The 20,864-nt window shown below is 73.3% G+C and carries 22 protein-coding genes and 1 pseudogene; 11 read left to right on the top strand and 12 right to left on the bottom strand.

Annotated elements, in window-relative coordinates:
* A partial coding sequence (locus tag ACY34I_RS37205; protein WP_462759846.1) for a zinc ribbon domain-containing protein occupies positions 1 to 357 on the top strand: 357 nt, incomplete at its 5' end.
* A gap of 11 nt (positions 358 to 368) precedes the next feature.
* On the opposite strand, the gene ACY34I_RS37200 is transcribed toward ACY34I_RS37205, so the two are convergent.
* Both ACY34I_RS37200 and ypfJ read right to left on the bottom strand, forming a co-directional pair.
* On the bottom strand, positions 369 to 806 hold the full coding sequence (locus ACY34I_RS37200) for an NUDIX hydrolase (RefSeq protein WP_462759845.1): 438 nt from the start codon (positions 804 to 806) through the stop codon (positions 369 to 371).
* A gap of 88 nt (positions 807 to 894) precedes the next feature.
* A complete protein-coding gene (gene ypfJ, locus ACY34I_RS37195; RefSeq protein ID WP_462759850.1) occupies positions 895 to 1,809 on the bottom strand; it encodes a KPN_02809 family neutral zinc metallopeptidase in 915 nt (304 codons plus the stop codon).
* A 247-nt stretch (positions 1,810 to 2,056) separates the two neighbouring features.
* Here ypfJ and ACY34I_RS37190 point away from each other — a divergent pair, with 247 nt between their 5' ends.
* Positions 2,057 to 3,664, top strand: a complete 1,608-nt coding sequence (locus ACY34I_RS37190) for an ABC-F family ATP-binding cassette domain-containing protein (RefSeq protein WP_462759844.1) — start codon at positions 2,057 to 2,059, stop codon at positions 3,662 to 3,664.
* 6 nt (positions 3,665 to 3,670) lie between these two features.
* On the opposite strand, the gene ACY34I_RS37185 is transcribed toward ACY34I_RS37190, so the two are convergent.
* Positions 3,671 to 4,273 (bottom strand): cadmium resistance transporter, encoded by a 603-nt coding sequence (locus ACY34I_RS37185; RefSeq protein WP_462759843.1) that lies wholly within the window; start codon positions 4,271 to 4,273, stop codon positions 3,671 to 3,673.
* A 214-nt stretch (positions 4,274 to 4,487) separates the two neighbouring features.
* Between ACY34I_RS37185 and ACY34I_RS37180 the strand changes: the two genes are divergently transcribed.
* The 3 genes from ACY34I_RS37180 (at position 4,488) to ACY34I_RS37170 (ending at position 7,629) form a co-directional block, all read left to right on the top strand.
* Entirely contained in the window at positions 4,488 to 4,715 is a 228-nt protein-coding gene (locus ACY34I_RS37180) for a helix-turn-helix domain-containing protein (RefSeq protein WP_007462679.1), read from the top strand.
* Between the two features lie 46 nt (positions 4,716 to 4,761).
* On the top strand, positions 4,762 to 5,529 hold the full coding sequence (locus ACY34I_RS37175; protein WP_462759842.1) for an enoyl-CoA hydratase/isomerase family protein: 768 nt from the start codon (positions 4,762 to 4,764) through the stop codon (positions 5,527 to 5,529).
* 117 nt (positions 5,530 to 5,646) lie between these two features.
* The gene (locus tag ACY34I_RS37170; RefSeq protein ID WP_462759849.1) at positions 5,647 to 7,629 is read left to right on the top strand and encodes an ABC transporter ATP-binding protein; all 1,983 of its coding nucleotides are present in this window, start codon (positions 5,647 to 5,649) and stop codon (positions 7,627 to 7,629) included.
* On the opposite strand, the gene mug is transcribed toward ACY34I_RS37170, so the two are convergent.
* The 6 genes from mug to ACY34I_RS37140 form a co-directional block, all read right to left on the bottom strand.
* Positions 7,626 to 8,126, bottom strand: coding sequence for a G/U mismatch-specific DNA glycosylase (mug, locus tag ACY34I_RS37165; protein ID WP_462759848.1), 501 nt, complete (start codon positions 8,124 to 8,126; stop codon positions 7,626 to 7,628). The two genes, ACY34I_RS37170 and mug, sit on opposite strands and share 4 nt — an antisense overlap.
* A 197-nt stretch (positions 8,127 to 8,323) precedes the next feature.
* Positions 8,324 to 9,085, bottom strand: coding sequence for an SDR family oxidoreductase (locus tag ACY34I_RS37160; protein WP_462759841.1), 762 nt, complete (start codon positions 9,083 to 9,085; stop codon positions 8,324 to 8,326).
* A 43-nt stretch (positions 9,086 to 9,128) separates the two neighbouring features.
* The gene (locus tag ACY34I_RS37155; protein WP_462759847.1) at positions 9,129 to 9,563 is read right to left on the bottom strand and encodes a hypothetical protein; all 435 of its coding nucleotides are present in this window, start codon (positions 9,561 to 9,563) and stop codon (positions 9,129 to 9,131) included.
* Positions 9,564 to 9,685: 122 nt separating this feature from the next.
* On the bottom strand, positions 9,686 to 10,546 hold the full coding sequence (locus tag ACY34I_RS37150; RefSeq protein ID WP_462759840.1) for an MbnB/TglH/ChrH family RiPP precursor modification enzyme: 861 nt from the start codon (positions 10,544 to 10,546) through the stop codon (positions 9,686 to 9,688).
* A complete protein-coding gene (locus ACY34I_RS37145; RefSeq protein WP_462759838.1) occupies positions 10,534 to 11,457 on the bottom strand; it encodes a TIGR04222 domain-containing membrane protein in 924 nt (307 codons plus the stop codon). The genes ACY34I_RS37150 and ACY34I_RS37145 overlap by 13 nt, the downstream gene beginning before the upstream one ends.
* A 102-nt stretch (positions 11,458 to 11,559) precedes the next feature.
* Complete coding sequence (locus ACY34I_RS37140) at positions 11,560 to 12,132, bottom strand: TetR/AcrR family transcriptional regulator (RefSeq protein WP_148803365.1); 573 nt, start codon at positions 12,130 to 12,132, stop codon at positions 11,560 to 11,562.
* Positions 12,133 to 12,236: 104 nt separating this feature from the next.
* On the opposite strand from ACY34I_RS37140, the gene ACY34I_RS37135 reads away from it, so the two are divergent.
* From ACY34I_RS37135 to ACY34I_RS37125, 3 genes are all read left to right on the top strand, one after another.
* Entirely contained in the window at positions 12,237 to 13,079 is an 843-nt protein-coding gene (locus ACY34I_RS37135; protein ID WP_462759836.1) for a carbon-nitrogen hydrolase family protein, read from the top strand.
* Between the two features lie 56 nt (positions 13,080 to 13,135).
* Complete coding sequence (locus tag ACY34I_RS37130) at positions 13,136 to 13,780, top strand: HAD family hydrolase (protein ID WP_462759835.1); 645 nt, start codon at positions 13,136 to 13,138, stop codon at positions 13,778 to 13,780.
* Between the two features lie 211 nt (positions 13,781 to 13,991).
* Positions 13,992 to 14,921, top strand: a complete 930-nt coding sequence (locus ACY34I_RS37125) for an RIO1 family regulatory kinase/ATPase domain-containing protein (RefSeq protein ID WP_462759834.1) — start codon at positions 13,992 to 13,994, stop codon at positions 14,919 to 14,921.
* A 98-nt stretch (positions 14,922 to 15,019) separates the two neighbouring features.
* Here ACY34I_RS37125 and ACY34I_RS37120 read toward each other — a convergent pair whose 3' ends face one another.
* On the bottom strand, positions 15,020 to 15,268 hold the full coding sequence (locus tag ACY34I_RS37120) for a DUF2630 family protein (RefSeq protein ID WP_148803373.1): 249 nt from the start codon (positions 15,266 to 15,268) through the stop codon (positions 15,020 to 15,022).
* A 740-nt stretch (positions 15,269 to 16,008) separates the two neighbouring features.
* Between ACY34I_RS37120 and ACY34I_RS37115 the strand changes: the two genes are divergently transcribed.
* Positions 16,009 to 16,419: a roadblock/LC7 domain-containing protein gene (locus tag ACY34I_RS37115; protein WP_462759832.1), complete on the top strand. Its 411-nt coding sequence runs from the start codon at positions 16,009 to 16,011 to the stop codon at positions 16,417 to 16,419.
* A gap of 69 nt (positions 16,420 to 16,488) precedes the next feature.
* Here the strand turns inward: ACY34I_RS37115 and ACY34I_RS37110 are convergent, their stop codons facing one another.
* Entirely contained in the window at positions 16,489 to 19,344 is a 2,856-nt protein-coding gene (locus ACY34I_RS37110; RefSeq protein ID WP_462759831.1) for an aconitate hydratase, read from the bottom strand.
* Positions 19,345 to 19,502: 158 nt separating this feature from the next.
* On the opposite strand from ACY34I_RS37110, the gene ACY34I_RS37105 reads away from it, so the two are divergent.
* Together ACY34I_RS37105 and ACY34I_RS37100 are read left to right on the top strand one after the other, a co-directional pair.
* Positions 19,503 to 19,859, top strand: coding sequence for a VOC family protein (locus tag ACY34I_RS37105; protein ID WP_462759830.1), 357 nt, complete (start codon positions 19,503 to 19,505; stop codon positions 19,857 to 19,859).
* 129 nt (positions 19,860 to 19,988) lie between these two features.
* Entirely contained in the window at positions 19,989 to 20,645 is a 657-nt protein-coding gene (locus tag ACY34I_RS37100; protein ID WP_462759828.1) for a DedA family protein, read from the top strand.
* A 105-nt stretch (positions 20,646 to 20,750) separates the two neighbouring features.
* Here the strand turns inward: ACY34I_RS37100 and ACY34I_RS37095 are convergent.
* Positions 20,751 to 20,864 (bottom strand): annotated as a pseudogene (locus tag ACY34I_RS37095) (C39 family peptidase); the annotation flags it as partial.

Here is a 20,864-nt window from a genome sequence, read left to right as displayed (position 1 = left end):
ACCAGGTGGAACGGCGGCCGGCGGATCGTGGCCAACCGCTGGTATCCCTCCAGCAAAACCTGCTCGGACTGCGGCGCGGTGAAAGCCAAACTGCCGCTGCGTGTCCGAACCTACCTCTGCGACTCTTGCGGCCTGGTCCTCGACCGCGATGTGAACGCCGCCCGTAACCTCGCCGCGCTCGCGCATGAGGCAACCACTGCCGGGAGTGGCCCGGTGGCAGGACGTGGAGCCGACCATAAGACCCGCCCCGGCGGGCCGGTGGCCATGAAGCGTCAACCCGGCCCCGCTCAGGCGGGTAAGACCGGGACCGTCCCACCGCAAGGCGGGACATGCCGATCAGTCGCTAGAGCGCACTGACAGGTAACGGATCAGGGCTGGATCCGGTCGAGGAACTCGTCCTGACGGTCGGCGAGGCGGGCCGAGAGCGGGAGCGGGGCAAATCGACAGGCGAGCCTCAGCCCGTCGTCCTCGCCGTCTCCGGCGACCCGGTGCGCCCACCCACCGACCGGCCCGTCCGTCACCCGCAGCTGGACATAGGTGGTGCGCCGGGCCCCGCCGGTCTCCGGGTGGGGGTGGTCGCTGACCCCCAGTTCGGCGACCACCTCGACTCCGGTCAGCCCGGTCTCCTCGGCGACCTCCCGGACCGCGGCCTCGGCAACCGTCTCGCCCGGCTCGATCCCGCCGGCCGGGACCTGGGTGCCCGCCTCGGGGAAGTCGACGTGGTCGAAGACGAGCAGTTCCGGCCCGGCCGCCGCGCGCCGGATGACGTACGCGGCGACCCGGAGACGGGGTCGTAGCAGACTCATCCGGTCATCGTGCCGCGTCTGCCCGCTGCCCGGACGGACGTGGCGGGACCCCGACGCACCGGGCCGGGCGCCGGGGTCTCGGGTGACGTCAGAGGGTGCCGCCGAAGGTGTCGCAGGCCTTCGGGTCGCCGGTGGAGTAGCCCTTGGTGAACCACTGCTGGCGCTGCGCGGAGGTGCCGTGGGTGAACTCGTCCGGGTTCACCGGCCGGCCGGACCGCTGCTGGATCGCGTCGTCGCCGATCTTCTCGGCGGTGTCGATTGCCTGCTGGATGTCCTGGTCGGTGATGCTCTTGAAGATTTTCTGGCCCTGCTCGTCCGAGGTGCCGGTGGCGTTCTTCGCCCAGGCGCCGGCGTAGCAGTCGGCCTGCAGCTCCCCCTTCACGGAGAGCGCGTTGGCGTTGTTCGGGTCGCGCTGCTGCTGGCGGCGCATCTGCGCCTCGGTGCCGAGCAGGTCCTGCACGTGGTGTCCGTACTCGTGGGCCAGCACGTACGGCTGGGCGAACTCGCCCTCCGCGCCGAGCTGGTCGGTCAGCAGGCGGTAGAAGGTGAGGTCGATGTAGACCAGGTCGTCGGCCGGGCAGTAGAACGGCCCGACGCCGGAGTCGGCCTGGCCGCAGCCGGTGCTCACCGCCTGGCTGAAGAAGACGGTCTTGGACGGCCGGTACTGCTCGCCGAAGACCTCCGGCATGGCCGTGCGCCAGTACGCCTGGATGGAGTTGACGTAGAGGGTGTTGCGGCAGTCGAGCTGCTTCAGCGCGTCCTGCGCCGCGCACTTCTGCTCGAGCGCGGTGTTGTCGCCCTGGTCCGAGCTGCCCCCGTTGGTCGCCGCGTTGAGACCGAAGCCGCCGCCGATCAGGGCGACGAGGACGGCGATGATGATGCCCACGATGCCGCCCCGGCCGCCGCCGATTGGGATCGGAATGCCCATCCCGCCGCCTCCGCCGGACCCTCGCCGGTCCTCCACCTGGCTGGTGTCGATCCGCGCGTTCTCGTTCAGCTCCATGTTGACCCCGATCACCGATCAGTCCGTGTGTGGTCGTTGCGGTACCGGAATGGGTCCGGACGGCGTTTCCCGTACCCGATGATCTTGCCCGGTAATCCGGACGGACGGGCGCGCCACGCCCGGTACACTTGGCCCGTGCTGCGCTGCGAAGGCTGAACGGCCCCGCGCCGACGGGAATTGATGACCCGCCGGCGCTTTCGCGTGCCCTGAATCAGCCCTTCCGGACCCCGAGAGCGAGTACTTCGAAATGATCACTGCCACCGGCCTGGAGTTGCGCGCCGGTTCCCGGATCCTGCTGTCCGACACCACGCTGCGCGTGCAGCCGGGCGACCGGATCGGCCTGGTCGGTCGCAACGGCGCCGGCAAGACCACCACGCTCAAGGTGCTGGCCGGGGAGGGGCAGCCGTATTCCGGGCAGCTCGACCGGCGCAGCGCGATCGGCTATCTGCCGCAGGACCCGCGCACCGGTGACCTGGACGTCACTGGCCGGGACCGGGTGCTCTCCGCCCGTGGCCTGGACGTGCTCATGGCGCAGATGAAGGAGCTGGAGGCCAAGCTCGCCGAGGGCGCCGACGACGAGCGCCTGGTCCGCCGCTATGGCGCGCTGGAGGACCAGTTCGCCTCGCTCGGCGGGTACGCGGCCGAGGCCGAGGCGGCCCGGATCTGCGCCAACCTGGGGCTGCCGGACCGGGCCCTGGCGCAGACCATCGGCACCCTCTCCGGTGGCCAGCGGCGGCGCATCGAGCTGGCCCGGATCCTGTTCCGGGACGCGGGCGAGAACGGCGGCGGCATCCTGCTGCTCGACGAGCCCACCAACCACCTGGATGCGGACTCGATCACCTGGCTGCGCGGCTTCCTGGCCAACCACAAGGGTGGTCTGATCGTGATCTCCCACGACGCCTCGCTGCTGGAGGCGGTGGTCAACAAGGTCTGGTTCCTGGACGCCACCCGGTCCGTGGTCGACGTCTACAACCTGGGCTGGAAGGCGTACCTGGAGGCGCGGGAGACCGATGAGCGGCGCCGCCGCCGGGAGCGGGCCAACGCCGAGAAGAAGGCCGGCGCGCTGATGGCCCAGGCCGACAAGATGCGGGCCAAGGCGACCAAGACGGTCGCCGCGCAGAACATGGCTCGGCGGGCCGAGAAGCTGCTGAGCGGCCTGGAGGAGGTGCGCGTCGCGGACAAGGTGGCGAAGGTGCGCTTCCCCAACCCGGCGCCGTGCGGCAAGACCCCGCTCACCGCGACCGGCCTGTCCAAGTCGTACGGGTCGCTGGAGATCTTCACCGACGTCAACGTCGCGGTGGACCGCGGCTCGCGGGTGGCCATCCTCGGCCTCAACGGCGCTGGCAAGACCACCCTGCTGCGGATGCTCGGCGGCCTGCTGGAGCCGGACACGGGCGAGGTGCGCCCCGGCCACGGCCTGCGGCTCGGCTACTACGCCCAGGAGCACGAGACCCTGGACGTGGACCGGACGATCCTGGAGCACATGCGCAGTGCCGCTCCGGAGCAGACGGACACCGACCTGCGCAAGATCCTCGGCGCGTTCCTCTTCTCCGGCGAGGATGTCGACAAGCCGGCCGGGGTGCTCTCCGGCGGTGAGAAGACCCGGCTGGCCCTGGCCACCCTGGTCTGCTCCGGCGCCAACGTGCTGCTGCTCGACGAGCCGACCAACAACCTCGATCCGGTCAGCCGGGAGCAGGTGCTCGACGCCATCGCCCGCTATCCCGGCGCGATCGTGCTGGTCACCCACGACCCCGGTGCCGTGACGGCGCTCAAGCCCGACCGCGCCATCCTGCTGCCCGACGGCGACGAGGACGCCTGGAGCGACGATCTTCTCGAACTCGTCGAACTCGCCTGACCTCGATCAGCCGAGCAGGTCGGCGAGGTGGGGGAGGACGCCGGAGGCGAGCAGGATGGTGGCGCCGATGGCCACGAAGATCGCCGGGACCAGCCAGTGGCCGGCGCGGGCGACCAGGCGCACCACCCGGGGGTGACCGCCGAGCAGGGCAGCCAGCGTGCACCAGACCGCCACCAGTGCCGCGAAGACCAGCAGGTACACCAGGCCGGAGGCCGGGTGGAGGGAGCGGAACACCGGCACGTAGACGGCGATGTTGTCGGCGCCGTTGGCGATGGTGACCCCGGCCACGCCGAGTAGGCTGCCGACCACTGCCGGGGCTTCGTCGTCGTCGGAGCGGGCCAGCAGCGCCCGGACGCCGAGCGCGATGGGCAGCAGCCCGAGCAGGCCGGTCCACGGGTCCGGTACGACAAGCAGCCCGGCGGCGACCACCACCGCAGCGGCGACGAGCGCGCCGATGCCCAGGTACTGCCCGGCCACGATGTGCCAGGGGCGGGGCCGACCGGCGCCGCGCGCCGCCACGAAGAGCACGGTGAGCACGACGATGTCGTCGATGTTGGTGGCCGCGAAGACGAGGGCCGCGGCCGCGGCCGCGGCGAGCAGGTCGGTCACGCGAGGGAGCGTACGGGTCAGCCGGCCGGACGGCTCACCATGATCCAGCCGGACGGCGCCGCCTGACCGGTCAGGAGGGGTCACTCTATCGGGAAGCTGACATTGCATAGCGTGTCGGTTGGCGATTAGTTGATATCTGGCGCATGATCGTTCGAGGCGGTCTAATAGGTGGGACCGTATCCGAACCGCACAGTCTGGGACGTGAGGGATCAGCATGGCAGCCACCGGCACAGCCACCAGCACTGAGAAGGGTCGCCGGATCGTCGGAGCCGAGCGCCAGACGCTCGCCAAGGACCTGGTAAAGCGGTACACCTCGGGTGAGAGCATCCGTGCGCTCGCGGCCTCGACCGGCCGTTCCTACGGGTTCATTCACCGGGTGCTGACCGAGTCCGGGGTGCAGCTGCGGCAGCGTGGCGGGGCCCGGCGCCGCAAGAAGGCGTGACTCGCCCGCCAGCGTCGTCCATCAATGTCGGGCTCCGGATGGTCCGGTGACCTCCGCAACGACCGGAGTGCGACTCGACTGCGACGGGCCGGTTGCGACGGTGACGTTGTGCCGGCCCGACGTGCTCAACGCGCAGACCCCGGCGATGTGGCGCGCGATGAGCGACTTCTCCCGCGATCTGCCCGGCGACGTCCGGGTCGTGGTCGTACGCGGCGAGGGGCGGGCCTTCTCCGCCGGTCTCGACCTGTCGGTGGCCGGCGCCGCCGGCCCGGGCTCCTTCGCCGAGCTTGCCGCGCTGCCGGAGCAGGGGTGCGCGGACCGGATCGCCGACTTCCAGGCCGGGTTCACCTGGCTGCACCGCCCGGACGTGATCTCCGTCGCCGCGGTGCAGGGGTACGCGATCGGCGCCGGGTTCCAGCTGGCCCTCGCCTGTGACCTGCGGGTGCTCGCCGAGGACGCCGTTCTCTCCATGGCCGAGGTGACCCTGGGGCTGGTGCCCGACCTGGCCGGCACCAAGCGCCTCCTCGACCTGGTCGGCTATTCCCGCGCCTTGGAGATCTGCGCCACCGGCCGCCGGATGGACGCCGCCGAGGCGGACCGGATCGGGCTGGCCACCCTCGTGGTGCCCACCCCCGAGCTGGACGCCGCGGTGCGAGACCTGGCCGCCGGTCTGCTGGCCAACAACCGCGACGCGATCGTGGAGATCAAGGCGTTGCTCGCCGGCGCCGCCGGGCGTACCCACGCGGAGCAGCAGCGGGCCGAGCGGGAGGCGCAGACCCGCCGACTGCGGGACCTGGCCGGGCGGGGAGAATAGGGGTAAGGACCGTACGGGAAGATCCGGGTTACTCGCGAGGTTGTCGTAGTCGTCGGGAGAATTGACCCGACGGTCCAGGGCTGCTCGACGACCCGGAGGTGACGAGTGTCCAACCCGATGGCCGGTGGCGGCATGGGTGGCTGGAGCATGCTCCGGTCCATGCGTGACCGGGACCAGGTCTCCACCCACCAGCTCAAGCGCGGCACCGCGAAGCGGATTGTCGCGTTCGCCCGGCCGTACCGGCGCGACATCGTCGTCTTCCTGATCACCGTGGTGATCGCCGCAGTGGTCGGGGTGGCCACCCCGCTGCTCGCCGGTGACGTCATCGACGCGATCGCCCGCGGCGGCCCCGACGCGGGCTCGACGGTGGTCCGGCTCGCTCTGATCATCGCCGCGCTGGCCGTCGCCGACGCGCTCTTCTCCCTGGCGCAACGGTGGTATTCGGCCCGGATCGGGGAGGGGATCATCCTCGACCTGCGGACCCGGGTCTACGACCACGTCCAGCGGATGCCGCTGCAGTTCTTCACCCGCACCCAGACCGGTGCGCTGGTCAGCCGGCTCAACAACGACGTGCTCGGCGCCCAGCGGGCGTTCACCTCCACCCTGTCCGGGGTGGTCAGCAACGTCATCCAGCTGGTGCTCACCGCCGGCGCGATGCTCATCCTCTCCTGGCAGATCACCCTGCTGGCGCTGGTGCTGCTGCCGATCTTCATCATCCCGGCCCGCCGGGTCGGCCGGCGGCTCGCCGAGATCACCCGCGAGTCGTACAACCTCGACGCGAAGATGAACGCGACGATGACCGAGCGGTTCGGCGTGGCCGGCGCGCTGCTGGTCAAGCTCTTCGGCTCGCCCGAGGTGGAGGCGGCCCGGTTCGCCGGCCGCGCGGAGCGGGTCCGGGACATCGGCATCCAGTCCGCCATGTACTCGCGGACGTTCTTCGTGGCCATGCTGCTGGTCGCCTCCCTCGCGCAGGCCCTCACCTACGGCCTGGGCGGGTGGCTCGCCGTCATGGGCGCGGTCAGCGCCGGCACCGTGGTCAAGCTTGCGCTGCTGCTCACCCGGCTCTACGGGCCGCTCACCGCGCTGTCCAACGTCCGGGTTGACGTTATGAGCGCGCTGGTCTCCTTCGACCGGGTCTTCGAGGTGCTCGACCTGCGTCCCGGCATTGAGGAGAAGCCCGACGCGGTGCCGGTGCCCCGGGGCAGCGGCCGGGTCGAGTTCCGGGACGTCCGGTTCCGTTACCCGAGTGCCGCCGAGGTGTCGCTGGCCTCGCTGGAGGAGGTCGCCACGCTGGACCGTACGGTCAACGAGCCGGTGCTCAAGGGCGTCTCGTTCGGCGTCGAGCCCGGGCAGATGGTGGCCCTGGTCGGTCCCTCCGGCGCCGGCAAGTCGACGCTGTCCATGCTGATCTCCCGGATCTACGACGTCAGCGATGGTCAGGTGCTGGTCGGCGGCGTCGACGTCCGGGACGCCACCCTCGCCTCGCTGCGCGACGAGATCGGCGTGGTCACCCAGGACTCCCACCTGTTCCACGAGACCATCCGGGAGAATCTGCGGTACGCCAAGCCGGACGCCACCGACGACGAGATCTGGGCCGCCCTGGCCGGCGCACAGGTGGCGGACCTGGTCCGCTCGCTGCCCGACGGGCTCGACACCACGGTCGGCGAGCGCGGCTACCGCTTCTCCGGTGGCGAGAAGCAGCGCATCGCCATCGCCCGGCTGCTGCTCAAGGCTCCGTCGATCGTCATCCTCGACGAGGCCACCGCGCACCTCGACTCGGAGAGCGAGGCGGCCGTGCAGCGGGCGCTGTCCGTGGCGCTGACCGGGCGTACCGCGCTGGTGATCGCGCACCGGCTCTCCACCGTCCGGGACGCCGACCAGATCCTCGTCCTCGACGAGGGGCGGATCGTCGAGCGCGGCCGGCACGAGGAGCTGGTCGCTGTGGGCGGCCTCTACGCCGAGCTCTACCGCACCCAGTTCGCGGTGACCGACTCGCCGGCCCCGTACGCCGAGCCGGACCAGCCGGAGCCGGTGGTCACGACGGTGCCGCTCGGCACGTACGTGGCGCGGGAGGCGCTGCCGCCGGCTGCGGCCAACTAGGCGCCCACCGCCGCGTGCAGCTCGCCGAAGGCGGCGCCGAGCGTCGCCGGCGTGAAGTGCGCGTTCAACCCGCTGGGGTTGGGCAGCACCCACAGCCGGGCGCCGCCGAGCGGCTCCGGCTGTGGGCCGAAGCCGGCCTTCGGCCGGGTGAACCCGATCCGGTACGCGGTGACCCCGACCACCGCCACCCAGCGCGGCCGGTACCGCTCGACCTTGCCGGCCAGCTCCTCCGCGCCGCGCACCAGCTCCTCCGCGCTCAGCTCGTCGGCGCGGGCGGTGGCCCGGGCCACCATGTTGGTGATGCCCAGCCCGAGGGCGGGCAGCTCGTCCTGCTCGCTCGGGTGCAGCTGGCGCGGGGTGAAGCCGCCCCGGTGCAGCGCCGGCCAGAACCGGTTGCCCGGTCGGGCGAAGTGCCAGCCGGTGGCCGCCGACCAGAGGCCCGGGTTGATCCCGACGAAGAGCACGTCCAGGCCGGGCGCGATCACATCCGGCAGCAGCTTTCCGGCCGCCGCCGCGAGCTGCTCCTTCGTCGGTCGGGGAGAGCGCCGCGCGGCCGGCGGTTCGGCTGTCCGGCCCGGGCCGTCCCCGCCGGCGTGGGACGCCCCCGCCCGGCTTGCCTCGGCCGGGCCGAACCGGGGCGCCGCCGCCCGGGCCCCGTCCGGCGGGCCAGCCCCGGACCGGCGTCGCCCGGCCGTCACAGGCCGCGCAGCGCGCCGCCGTCGACCGGCACGGTCACCCCGGTCACGTAGCTGGCGGCGGGGGAGAGCAGGAACGCCGCGACCCGGCCGAACTCGGCCGGATCGCCGAGCCGGCGCAGCGGGATGCCGCCCTCCGCCTCGGCCCGGGCCCGCTCCGGGTTGCCGCTGGCCGCCATGAGTTCCTTGTTGCGGTCGGTCATGATCCGCCCGGGTAGCAGCGAGACCACCCGCACCCCGCGCGGCCCGTACTCGTCGGCGATGTCCTTGGCCACGCCAGCCAGACCGGGGCGCAGGCCGTTGGAGATGCCGAGACCGGGCAGTGGGCTCCGCGCCGAGGTGGAGAGGACCAGCGCGATCACGCCTCCGTCGGGGAGCGCGGCGGCGACCTTACGGGCGGTGCGGACGCTGCCCAGGAAGATCGTCTCGAAGGACTCCCGCCACTGTTCGTCGGTCACCCGGGCGGCGCTGCCCGGGGGTGGCCCGCCCACCGAGATCAGTGCCCCGTCGAGCCGGCCGAACCGCTCGCACGCCAGGGCGACCAACCGCTCCGGGGCACCGGGGTCGGTCAGGTCGGCAACCAGGCCGATCGCCCGCTCCGGCCCGCCGAGCGCCTCGACCGCCGCGGTCACCCGTTCCGGGCTGCGGGCCGAGATCACCACCCGCGCGCCGTCGGCGACGAGTTGCTCGGCGGTTGCGAAGCCGAGGCCACGGGAGGCGCCGGTCAGCACGTACACCCGGTCGGCGAGTCCGAGATCCATGCGTCCGATCCTGCCGTACGCGGGGACGCCGTGCCAGGGATGGTCAGCGGCGGGCCGGGCGGAGCAGGCGTACCCGGCCGGCGAGCTGCACCGCGACGGCGCCGCCGGCCCGAGCGACGGCCGGTAGCCGGCGGGGCCGGGGTGCGGTACGCCCGTCGTAGCGGGTGGTGGCCTCGCGGCTGGCCAGCTCCTCCGCGCCCAGCGCCGGCAGCCGGCCGTGGTCGCGCAGCTCCCGGGCCAGGTCCCAGCCGTCGCGCAGCGACCCGTTGGTCGGGCGGCCCGCCGCCCACCCGGCGAACGTGGCCGACCAGTCGGCGCCGAGGCCGGCGGCGAGCAGTGGCCAGTGCCTGGCCACGTCGCCCGCGCGCTTGCGCAGCAGCGCCCGGCGGGCCGCCGCCACCGGTTGCGGGGCGAACCCGGGCGGCAGCGGGCCCCCGGCGACCAGCGCCGCGACCAGCTCGGCCTGCCGCGCGGCCAGGCTGCTGCCCCCGACGGCTGGGGGAGCACTGGACGACGGCGGCCGTCCGGCCGGGGGAGCGGCGGGCGACGGCGTGCCGGCCGGGTCCGCCCCGGCGGTGCGGCCGGCGCCGGAGTCCCGGGTCACGTGACCACCGGGTACCCGGAGGCGGCGGCGAGGGCGTCCAGTTCGGCGCGCAGCTCGGCGGCGGGCGGGTAGTGGCCGTCGCGTTCCAGCAGCAGCGCCGGCGGCCGACGCCGGGCACACAGCTCACCGACCAGGTCGAGCACTTCGGCGGGGACCGGGTCGGTGTGCGTGTCGTGGTAGAAGCCGCCCTGCTCGGCGCCGCCAGCCACGTGGACGTAGGCGACCCGGTCCAGCGGCAGCCGGTCCAGCAGGGTCAGCGGGTCGCCGCCCCGGTTGCGGGCGTTGGCGTGCACGTTGGCGACGTCGAGCAGCAGCAGCGCCCCGGTGGCGTCGAGGATCTCGGTGAGGAAGTCGGCCTCGTCCAGCTCGTCGTCCGGCCAGTCGAAGAGCGCGGCGATCGGCTCCAGCGCGAGCGGCACCGGTAGCTCGGCCTGCGCTCGCCGGACGTTCGCCACCACCGCGGCGACCGCGTCCCGGCTGCGCGGCAGCGGCAGCAGGTGGCCGGCCTCCAGACCGCCGGCCCGGACGAACGCGATGTGCTCGCTGACCAGGGGCGCGTCCACCGCCGCGGCCACCCCGGCCAGGTGCGCCACCCGGGCCGGGTCGACCGGTTCCGCGCCGCCGAGGGAGAGCCGCACCCCGTGGGGTACGACGGTGACCCCGCGCTCGCGCAGCTCGGCGAGGCCGTCGGGGAGCGGCCCGGCCGGGCTGACCGTCTCGGCCACCACCTCGACGAAGCGCAGCCCGGGCAGGCCGGCCACGAAACCGGCGATCTCCGGTCGCCAGCCGATGCCGACGCCGTAGGGACCGGGGCCGGTCGCGGTGGGGGCCGGCGACGGGCCGGTCATCCGCCGCATCCGCCGCCTCCGCAGCCGCCGCCCCCGCAGGAGCTGCCCCCGCCGCACGAGCTGCCGCTGCTGCCGCTGCTGCAGGAGCTGCCCGAGCTGCTTGAGCCGCCGCTCGTGCCGATCGCCTGGCGCTGGATCTCGGCTTGGTCGGCGAAGCCCGGGTCCATGGCCCAGATGGTCGCGGTGCCGAAGAGCGCCACGCCCATCGCCGTGGCGGACGGGCCGTACGTGGCGTACGCCGGCGCGGCGGAGGGGCGCAGCCAGGTGTGCCGGTTGCGCAGCTCGTGCAGCGCCCGGTCGGCGGCCCGGGTGCGCCAGGGCACCCGGCTGAACAGCAGGAACGCGATAAAGATCGGTACCAGGCTGAGCAGGAGGAAGCCCGCCGGCCGGCTGTGGGACAGGCCGACGAAGGCGCGGATCACGCCGACCGCCAGCAGGGCGGCGATCAGCATCGGCCAGCGCCGCAGGGCGGCCCGCCGGTCCGGCCCGAGCGCCAGGCCACGCTGCTGGAGGCCGTCGCGGAGCTGCTCCAGGGCACGGGTCACCCATTCGTCGCGGCGCAGCTCGCGGGAGTGCACGCCGCGCCCGACGGCGTTGACGATGGCCTGGTCGAGCGGGGTGGCCCCGGCCGGCAGCGAACCGGCGGTGGTGAGCCGCCGGTCGGGGGCCACGGCCACCACGCCGGCGCGGCGCAGCCCGCCCAGCGCCGTCCACACGGCGAGCTGGTCGCCGCCGTTGAGGTACGCGACCTGCTGTGGCCCGAGTTGGGCGGCGCCCCCGTCGACCGGCGTGCCGGCCAGGGTGCGGAACCGGTGCACCAGGGTGCCCACGACCAGCACGGCCGCGGCGAGGAGGTACCAGCGCAGGAAGACCGGGCCGGGGATGCCCCAGGTGTCGCCCGGTGCCGCGAGGACCGTCATGTTCTGCTCCTGTCGCGAGGGGTCGCGCCCATTGTGGAGCAGGCCCGCCAGCGGTCATCCGGCCCGTCCGCCCAGTTACCGGACCGAGATCCGGCGCAGCGGTCAGTGGCGGCGGACCGCCTCCTCGACCAGGTCGAGCACCCGGCCCAGGTCGCCGGCGGGGCGGCCCATCGCCAGGTGCAGCACCAGCCCGTCGTACGCCAGCTCCAGGAACTGGGCCAGCACGTCGATCGGCACGTCGTCGCGGAGCACGCCGGCCTCTCGCTGGCGGAGCAGGCGTTCCCGGGTGGCCTCGGCGATCGCCGCCGAGCGTTCCGCCCAGCGTCTGGCGAAGGCCGGGTCGGTACGCAGTCGCCGCGAGACCTCCAGCTGGCTGCCGAGCCAGCCGGTGGTGTCCGGGGAGACGGCCCCGGCCAGCAGGTCCCGCATCACCTGGACCAGACCGTTGCGGGCGACCGTCTCCACCATGACCGCCGCGTCGTCCTCGGCGACTGCGAGGAAGAGCGAGTCCTTGTCGCGGAAGTGGTGGAAGATGGCGCCCCGGGACAGCCCGGTGGCCTCCTCCAGCCGGCGGACGGTGGCGCCCTCGTAGCCGTGCCGGGCGAAACACGCCCGCGCGGCGGCGAGGATCTCCTGCCGGCGCGCGTCGAGTTGGTCCTGACTTACTCTGGGCACGCACCGATCGTCCCAGGTGCCTCGGGCTTACGCAAACCGTACGTACGGCTTGAGACGAGCGTTCGCATGATCGGCCCGGCGCGCGAGCCGGTTACCATCGGCCCATGATCGCGCCCGCCCACCCGCTGACCGTGGCCGCCGTGCAGGCCGAGCCGGTCCCCGGCGACGTCGCCGGCAACGCCGCCACCGCCGCCCGCCTCGTCGGCCGGGCCGCCGGCGCCCGGATCGTCGTACTGCCGGAGCTGTTCCTGCCCGCGTACCACCCGCCGACCCTCGCGGCGGACCCGACCGGCACCGACGTGGCCGCCGACGAGGACGGCCGGGTCGACGACCCGCGGCTCGACCCGCTGCGGCAGGCCGCCCGGGACGGCGGGACGACCGTGGTGATCGGGGCGGCCGTCCGGCACCCCGACGGGCGGCGCACCATCTCGTCCCTGGTGGCCGACCCGGCCGGCGGCGTACGGGCGGCGTACGACAAGCAGCAGCTCTGGAGCGGCGAGCGCGAGCTGTTCGAGCCGGGCCGGCACGGCGCCACCCTCCTGGTCGACGACTGGCGGTTCGGTCTCGGCATCTGCTACGACGGCTGCTTCCCTGAGCACGGCCGGGCCGCGGCCGCCGACGGCGCGCACGGCTACCTCTGCCCGAGCGGCTACCTGGCCGGCTCGGAACACCGCCGCGACCTCTACTACGCCGCCCGCGCCCTGGACAACACCATGTACGTGGTCTTCGCCAACGCGGTCGACGGCACCGACCCGTGGCGGTTCAACGGCGGCGCCGCGGTGTACGACCCGGAGGGGCGGCCCCTGGCCCGCGGCGCGGACACCGGGGAGGACGTGCTGGTGGCCACCCTCGACCCGGCGGCGCTGGCAGCCACCCGCGCCGCCCACAGCATGCTCGCCGACCGCCCCGCCGACCAGGGACTGCCGCGGGTGACGCTACGCGCCTGAAGATGCGGGACGGCGGGATCTGTTGGCCGGACACCTTGGTCCCGTAAGGTCTCCGCGTGCCGTTGCTCCTGCTCGATCTGGACAACACCGTGCTGGACCGCGACGGGCCGTTCCGTGCCTGGGGCGAGCGCTTCCTGGACGGCATCGGCGCGCCGCCGACCGACATCGACTGGCTGGTCTCCGTCGACGCGGACGGGCTGACCGACCGGTGGGACGTCGCGGACGCCATCCGGGACCGGTACGGGCTGCGGATCCCGTCCATCGACCTGGTCGAGGAGCTGCACGACGGGGTGGTGACACACACCCGGCTGGATCCGCTGGTGGCCTGCGCGCTGCGGATCGCCGACGACGCCGGCTGGGTGCCGGTGGTGGTCACCAACGGCGCGGTACGCCAGCAGGACACGAAGATCCGCCGCACCGGCCTGGACCGGTACGTCGTCGACTGGGTGATCTCCGAGGAGGCCGGGGTCAGCAAGCCCAACCCGAGGATCTTCGCGCTCGCCGCCCAGCGGGCCCGGATGCCGCTGCGTGGCGCCTGGGTGATCGGGGACAGCCCGGAGGCGGACATCGGCGGCGCGACCGCCGTCGGCCTGCCCAGCGTGTGGCTGCACCGCGGCCGCCGCTGGTCGGACACCCGGTTCGCCCCCACCCGCACGGTGGACGGGCTGATCGCCGCGGTGGCCGCGGTGTTGGCCGGCTGAGCGCGGCTGGCCGGGCTCCGCCGGCCGGGCCGGCGCCGACCGCAGGCGCGGGCGTAATTCGGTTGACCCGCCCGCGCCCGGCGGCCAGCATGGGGCCGCGCGAGCGCGCAGCCGGGCGGAGCCCGGTCGAGGAGAGGAGGTCGGTCATGGCCGTCTTTGCAGGGTCGTTCCGCCTGCCTCCACCAGCCTCGATCGAAGGATCAACCCACCCGTGCGTGATCACGACTTCCCGGCGCCACAGCGCCGTGGCCGCGGCAAGAGCCGCTTCGACGACGACGAACCGTACTTCCTGAAGCAGGGCCGGCACGCCGAGCCGGCCCTCGCCGAACCCGACGACGAGCCCGACCAGGAGGACCACTGGTCCTCCTGGGACGAGGCCGTGCACGGGCCCGAACCCCACCCCGCGTGGCTGGTCACCGAGCTGGCCGCCAAGGACACCGAACTCGGGGTGCTGAAAACCGGCAAGGAGGCGGACGTCCACCTGGTCCGCCGGGCCGTACCGGACACCGACCGCTCCTGCCTGCTGGCGGCCAAGCGCTACCGGGACGCCCAGCACCGGCTCTTCCACCGCGACGCCGGCTACCTGGAGGGGCGCCGGGTCCGGCGGTCCCGGGAGAACCGGGCGATGGCCGGGCGCACCGCGTTCGGCCGGCAGATGATCGCCGGGCAGTGGGCGGCCGCCGAGTTCGCCGCCCTGGCCCGGCTCTGGGAGATCGGCGCCGCCTCCGGGCGGATCGCCGTGCCGTACCCGGTGCAGCTGCTCGGGACCGAACTGATGCTGGAGTTCGTCGGGGACGCCGAGGAGGGGCAGGCCGCGCCCCGGCTGGCCCAGCTCCGCCCCGCGGGCGCCGAGCTCAGAGACCTGTGGGAGCAACTGGTCGACGCGCTGGTCGTGCTGGCCCGGGCCGGGTACGCGCACGGCGACCTGTCGCCGTACAACCTGCTGGTGCACCGGGGGCGGCTGGTCATGATCGACCTGCCGCAGGTGGTCGACGTGGTGGCCAACCCGCAGGGCCCGGAGTTCCTGGCCCGGGACGTCCGGGTGGTCGGCACCTGGTTCATCGCCCGGGGCCTGCCCGCCGCGGACACCGACCCCGTCGAGCTGACCGGTCTGCTGCTGCGGGAGGCGGGGATCCGCTGAGCGTCCCCCGTCCCGGGGCGGGTGCCTCCCGCCCCGGGACGCGGGCGCCTGGTCCGTCGGCCGGCTACCGGCGCGGCCACCGCGCCGCAAGCCGCGCGTCACTGGAGGTAGCGCTCGACCTCCGAGAGCGGGCGCGCACCCTGGGCGTCCGGGTCTCCGTGCGCCTGGCGGGCCGCCCGGCGGCGGCGCAACAGGTCCCAGCACTGGTCGAGGGATTCCTCCAGGGCCCGCAGCCGCTCCCGGGCCGTGTCGTCGGTGCCGGCCTCGTTCTCCTGCGCGGCCGCGCGCAGCCGGTGCTCCTCGTCCACGAGCTCGGAGATCCGGTTCAGGATGGTCTTGTCGTCCATGCCCCGAAGCTTGGCACAGGGGGCGGTGCCGCGCCCGGGTTCTCCTCGCTGCGCGCCGCGACGCCCCGCCCAACCGCCATGATCAGGTTCGCTTGAGTCAAGTTCCGGACGCTGCTAGCGTGCGCCGGTGTCGATCGGATGGTCGATCTCGCCATCGGGCACGTGACCGAATGGCCCGTCAGGATGGTGTGATGGGTTCCCGCAGTACGAGTCTCCGGACCAGGGCTGTCGCCCTGCTCGTGTCGCCGGCCGCGCCGCGGTCCCGCGCGGCGCGGGTGCCCGTCCGGGACGGCGTCGACCTGCTCGGCGCCCGGACGCCCGGGGACGCCGGCCGGACCGCAGCGTATCCCGGGCTGTCGGCGGGCGGCGGCAACGACAGCGCGGACCCGCAGCCGCCATCCCGACGGCGATCGCCGCAGGCCCCGACCGTCCCCTGGGGACGGAGCCCGGCGGGTGTGCCGGCGACGGACGCCGGCGGGTCGATCCGGTGCCGCCGGCCCGACCCCGCTCCGTGGGGCGGCCCGTCCACCTCGGACAACGGCCGGGACGACCATGCGACGCGCCCGCCGGCGCCGGTACCCCCGGCGACGAGCGCCGACCGGACCGGCGCGGCGCAGCCGCGCGGCGGGGCGCGCGGCGGGCGGCAGGTCGAACACCGCAGACCAGCAGGCGACCTGACGGGACGCCGAACCGGCGTATCCCAGACGAGCACGGCACACCAGCCGGGAAGAAGAGGACGAGTGGCGCAGCAGACGGCTTCGAGCGCGGACCTGACGTGGCTGCTGGATGACCTGGTCGGCCGGGTCAGGCAGGCGGAACACGCCGTGGCGCTCTCCACCGACGGCTTGTTGATGGCCGCGTCACGGGGAATGAGCCGGGACGACGGCGAGCACCTGGCGGCGATGGCGGCCGGCATCCAGAGCCTGGCCCGGGGCGCGGGCAAGCGCTTCGGCGGTGGCCAGGTGCAGCAGACCATCATCGAGATGCAGTCGTCGTTCCTCTTCGTCACCGCGGCCGGGCCCAACGCCTGCCTGGCCGTGCTGGCCTCCGAGGACGCCGACGTCGGCCTGATCGCGTACGAGATGGCGATGCTGGTCACCCGGGTGGGCCGGTTCGTCGCCACGCCGACCCGGGAACTGTCCGCCGGGTGACGGATCCCCCCGACGCGAACGGGCCCCTCCCCGCATACGCGGGAAGGGGCCCGTTCCGGGGTTACGACGTTAGCTGGCGATCATGCGACGCAGCACGTACTGCAGGATGCCGCCGTGCCGGTAGTAGTCCGCCTCACCGGGGGTGTCGATCCGGACCACGGCGTCGAACTCCACGCCGGTGTCGGTGGTGACCTTCACCGTACGCGGGGTCTCGCCGTCGTTCAGCGCGGTCACGCCGGCGATGGAGAAGGTCTCCGTGCCGGTGAGCCCCAGCGACTCGGCGGTGGTGTCGACCGGGAACTGCAGCGGCAGCACGCCCATGCCGATCAGGTTCGAGCGGTGGATCCGCTCGTACGACTCGGCGATGACCGCCTTGACGCCGAGCAGCATGGTGCCCTTGGCCGCCCAGTCGCGGGACGATCCGGAGCCGTACTCCTTGCCGGCCAGGATGACCAGCGGGACGCCCGACTCCTGGTAGGCCATGGCGGCGTCGTAGATCGAGGTCTGCTCGCCGGTCAGGTGGTTGACCGTGAACCCGCCCTCGACGCCCGGCACCAGCTGGTTGCGCAGCCGGATGTTGGCGAAGGTGCCCCGGATCATCACCTCGTGGTTGCCTCGGCGGGAGCCGTACGAGTTGAACTCGTGCCGGGCGACGCCGTGCTCGGCCAGGTACTTGCCGGCGGGGGAGTCCGCCTTGATCGAGCCGGCCGGGGAGATGTGGTCGGTGGTCACCGAGTCGCCCAGCTTGGCCAGCACCCGGGCGCCGGCGATGTCGGAGACCGCCTTCGGGTCCCGCTCCATGCCCTCGAAGTACGGGGGCTTGCGGACGTAGGTGGACTCGCCGTCCCAGGCGAAGGTGTCGCCGGTCGGGGTCGGCAGCGACTGCCACCGCTCGTCGCCGGCGAAGACGTCGGCGTACGCGGAGCTGAAGCCGGTGGCGCCGATCGCCGAGGCGATGACGTCCTGGATCTCGGCGCTGTTCGGCCAGATGTCGCGCAGGAACACCGGGTTGCCCTGGCTGTCCTCGCCGATCGGCTCGTTGGCTAGGTCGATGTCCATGGTGCCGGCGAGTGCGTACGCGACCACCAGCGGCGGGGACGCCAGGTAGTTCATCTTGACGTCCGGGTTGATCCGGCCCTCGAAGTTGCGGTTGCCGGACAGCACCGAGACGACGGCGAGGTCGTTCTCGTTGACCGCGGCGGAGACCTCCTCCGGCAGCGGGCCGGAGTTGCCGATGCAGGTGGTGCAGCCGTAGCCGACCAGGTTGAAGCCGAGCTTCTCCAGGTACGGGGTGAGGCCGGCGCGGTCGTAGTAGTCCATGACGACCTTGGAGCCCGGCGCCAGGGTGGTCTTGACCCACGGCTTGCGGGACAGGCCCTTCTCCACCGCGTTGCGGGCCAGCAGCGCGGCGCCGATCATGACCTGCGGGTTGGAGGTGTTGGTGCAGGAGGTGATCGCGGCGATCACCACGGCGCCGTGGTCCAGCTCGTACTCGACGCCGTCGGCGCTGGTCACCCGGATCGGGTTGGTGGCGCGGCCACCGGCACCCGCCGCTGCGGTCTCCAGGTCGCGCGGCTCGTCGGCCGGGTCGCTGAACTCGTTGGCCGGCGGGTCGCTGGCCGGGAAGGACTCGGCGCTGGCCTCGTCGGCGGGGCCGGCGGCGCCGCGGGGCAGCTGCTCGCGCGCCACGCCCGGCTTGAGCTCCTTCTCCACGCCCGCGGCCTCCTCGGCCACGTAGTCGGTCAGCGCGGAGCGGAACAGCGTCTTGGCGCTGCCCAGCGGCACCCGGTCCTGCGGGCGGCGCGGGCCGGCCAGGGACGGCTCGATGGTGCTGAGGTCCAGCTCCAGGCGCTCCGAGTACTCCGGCTCGCGGGCCGGGTCGTGCCACAGGCCCTGCTCCTTGGCGTACGCCTCGACGAGCGCGACCTGCTGCGGGTCGCGGCCGGTCAGCTCCAGGTAGCGGACGGTCTCGGCGTCGATCGGGAAGATCGCGACGGTGGAGCCGTACTCGGGGGACATGTTGCCGATCGTGGCCCGGTTGGCCAGCGGTACGGCGCTCACGCCCGGGCCGTAGAACTCGACGAACTTGCCGACCACGCCGTGCTTGCGCAGCATCTCGGTGATGGTGAGCACCAGGTCGGTGGCGGTGGTGCCGGCCGGCATCTCGCCGGAGAGCTTGAAGCCGACGACCCGCGGGATCAGCATGCTGACCGGCTGGCCGAGCATGGCCGCCTCGGCCTCGATGCCGCCGACGCCCCAGCCCAGCACGCCCAGGCCGTTGACCATGGTGGTGTGCGAGTCGGTGCCGACGACCGTGTCCGGGTACGCCTGGCCGTTGCGCTCCATGACCGTACGGGCCAGGTACTCGATGTTGACCTGGTGCACGATGCCGGTGCCCGGCGGGACGACCTTGAACTCGTTGAACGCGGTCTGGCCCCAACGGAGGAACTGGTAGCGCTCCTTGTTGCGCTCGTACTCGAGCTCGACGTTGCGCTGGAAGGCGTCCTCGCGGCCGAACAGGTCGGCGATGACGGAGTGGTCGATGACCAGCTCGGCCGGGGCGAGGGGGTTGACCTTGGTGGCGTCGCCGCCGAGGTCACGGACCGCCTCCCGCATGGTGGCCAGGTCCACGACGCAGGGCACGCCGGTGAAGTCCTGCATCAGCACCCGCGCCGGGGTGAACTGGATCTCCACGCTCGGGTCGGCGGTGGGGTCCCAGGCGCCGAGCTGCCGGATGTGGTCGGCGGTGATGTTCGCGCCGTCCTCGGTCCGCAGCAGGTTCTCCAGCAGGATCTTCAAGCTGTAGGGCAGCCGGTCGTGGCCCTCCACCTTGCCGATCTTGAAAATCTCGTAGCTCGCGTCTCCGACGCGTAGCTGGGTCTTCGCACCGAAGGTGTCGAGGCTCGCCACGTCGTACTCCTTCACACCAGCGACCGTGAGTAGTCCTGAGCAGTCTGTCGCACCGGCCGGGGTGGTGCCCTGGTTAGGCGACACTTACCCGCGCTCGGCGCTCAACAAAACCGTACGTCCGTCTTGCTATCCGCGCAACCTCGTGCCAGGGTTCGGGACGAGGAGGTGCCACCATGATCCATCACGTCGCGCTCGCCTGCCCACGCGGCTCCGAGGAGACATCCCGGGCCTTCTACGTCGGTCTGCTCGGCCTGGTCGAGAAGGCCAAGCCGCCGGCCCTCGCCACCCGCGGCGGTTGCTGGTTCACCGGGTACGACGCGGAACTGCACCTCGGCGTCGAGGACGAGTTCCAGCCCGCCCGCAAGGCGCACCCGGCCCTGCTCCGCCCCGACCTCGACGCGCTCGCCGCCCGGCTGGCCGCCGCCGGCCACCCGGTGATCTGGGGCGACGACGAGATCCCCGGCATGCGGCGATTCCACACCCACGACCCGCACGGCAACCGCCTGGAGTTCCTCGCCCCGGCCGCCTGACCAGGTCCGGGGCTGGGTGGCCCGGTCCGGGGTCCGGTGGCCCGGCCGGGTGGTGGCCGGATGAGCGGACCGCCGCCACCCGGGATCGGAGGGTAGGGTTCGAGGCCGGACCGGGAAGGGGTGGCGCGCGTGGTCGACGTACAACACTGGCTTTCCGCGCTTCCCCCAGGAATGGTCTATCTGATCCTCGCCGGGGTGATCGGCGTGGAGAGCATGGGCGTCCCGCTGCCCGGCGAGATCGTGCTGGTCAGCTCCGCCCTGCTCGCCGCCACCGGCGTGGTGGAGCCGCACTGGGTCGCCACCGCCGCCGCGTTCGGCGCCATCGTCGGGGACTCCATCGGGTACGCGGTCGGCCGGCGCGGCGGCCGGCCCCTGCTCGAACGACTGGGCCGGCGCTTCCCCCGGCATCTCGGCCCGGCACACCTCGCCCGTGCCGAGCAGAGCTTCGCCCGGCACGGCGTCTGGGCGGTCTTCTTCGGCCGGTTCGTGGCCCTGCTGCGGATCCTCGCCGGGCCCCTGGCGGGCGCGCTGCACGTGCCGTACCGCCGGTTCCTCCTGGCGAACGCGGCCGGCGGCCTGGTCTGGGCGTTCGGCACCACGTACCTGCTGTTCACCGTCGGCCGGGCCGCCGAGCACTGGCTCAAGGACATCTCCTGGGCCGGCCTGGTGCTCGCCGTGCTCGCCGGCCTGGCCAGCACCTGGTGGCTGCGGCGCCGGGCCCAGCGGCTGCGGGCGGCGGAGCCGGCCACCCAGGCCGAGCCGGTGCGGGCCGGCAGCGAACGCTGACCCGAAGACGGCGAACGGGCCGACCCCCTGGTGGCGGTCGGCCGTGGCGACGACGAAGGGCCCGACCCCTTGTGGGGGTCGGGCCCTTCGTGTTGTTCATCGTGCTCAGGAGGCGCTGTAGCCGCGGGTGGCGATCCAGTCGGCGAGGTTGTCGACGCTGATCCGGTAGGAGGCCATGTTCGGGTTCGCCGAGTCGGCAATGGTGACGGTCTCCCCGCC

It is taken from the genome of Micromonospora sp. RTBAU3-60, from assembly GCF_054963695.1.
This window is presented reverse-complemented; position numbering and strand designations above follow the sequence as displayed.

Bases quoted from the DNA above. Each gene is read 5' to 3' on its own strand.
- ACY34I_RS37170 (WP_462759849.1), top strand. From the start codon at position 5,647: ATGGCCGGTGGCGGCATGGGTGGCTGGAGCATGCTCCGGTCCATGCGT.
- ACY34I_RS37160 (WP_462759841.1), bottom strand. From the start codon at position 9,085: ATGGATCTCGGACTCGCCGACCGGGTGTACGTGCTGACCGGCGCCTCC.
- ACY34I_RS37200 (WP_462759845.1), bottom strand. From the start codon at position 806: ATGAGTCTGCTACGACCCCGTCTCCGGGTCGCCGCGTACGTCATCCGG.
- ACY34I_RS37190 (WP_462759844.1), top strand. From the start codon at position 2,057: ATGATCACTGCCACCGGCCTGGAGTTGCGCGCCGGTTCCCGGATCCTG.
- ypfJ (WP_462759850.1), bottom strand. From the start codon at position 1,809: ATGGAGCTGAACGAGAACGCGCGGATCGACACCAGCCAGGTGGAGGAC.
- ACY34I_RS37120 (WP_148803373.1), bottom strand. From the start codon at position 15,268: ATGGACGACAAGACCATCCTGAACCGGATCTCCGAGCTCGTGGACGAG.
- ACY34I_RS37145 (WP_462759838.1), bottom strand. From the start codon at position 11,457: ATGACGGTCCTCGCGGCACCGGGCGACACCTGGGGCATCCCCGGCCCG.
- ACY34I_RS37105 (WP_462759830.1), top strand. From the start codon at position 19,503: ATGATCCATCACGTCGCGCTCGCCTGCCCACGCGGCTCCGAGGAGACA.
- ACY34I_RS37180 (WP_007462679.1), top strand. From the start codon at position 4,488: ATGGCAGCCACCGGCACAGCCACCAGCACTGAGAAGGGTCGCCGGATC.
- ACY34I_RS37135 (WP_462759836.1), top strand. From the start codon at position 12,237: ATGATCGCGCCCGCCCACCCGCTGACCGTGGCCGCCGTGCAGGCCGAG.
- ACY34I_RS37150 (WP_462759840.1), bottom strand. From the start codon at position 10,546: ATGCGGCGGATGACCGGCCCGTCGCCGGCCCCCACCGCGACCGGCCCC.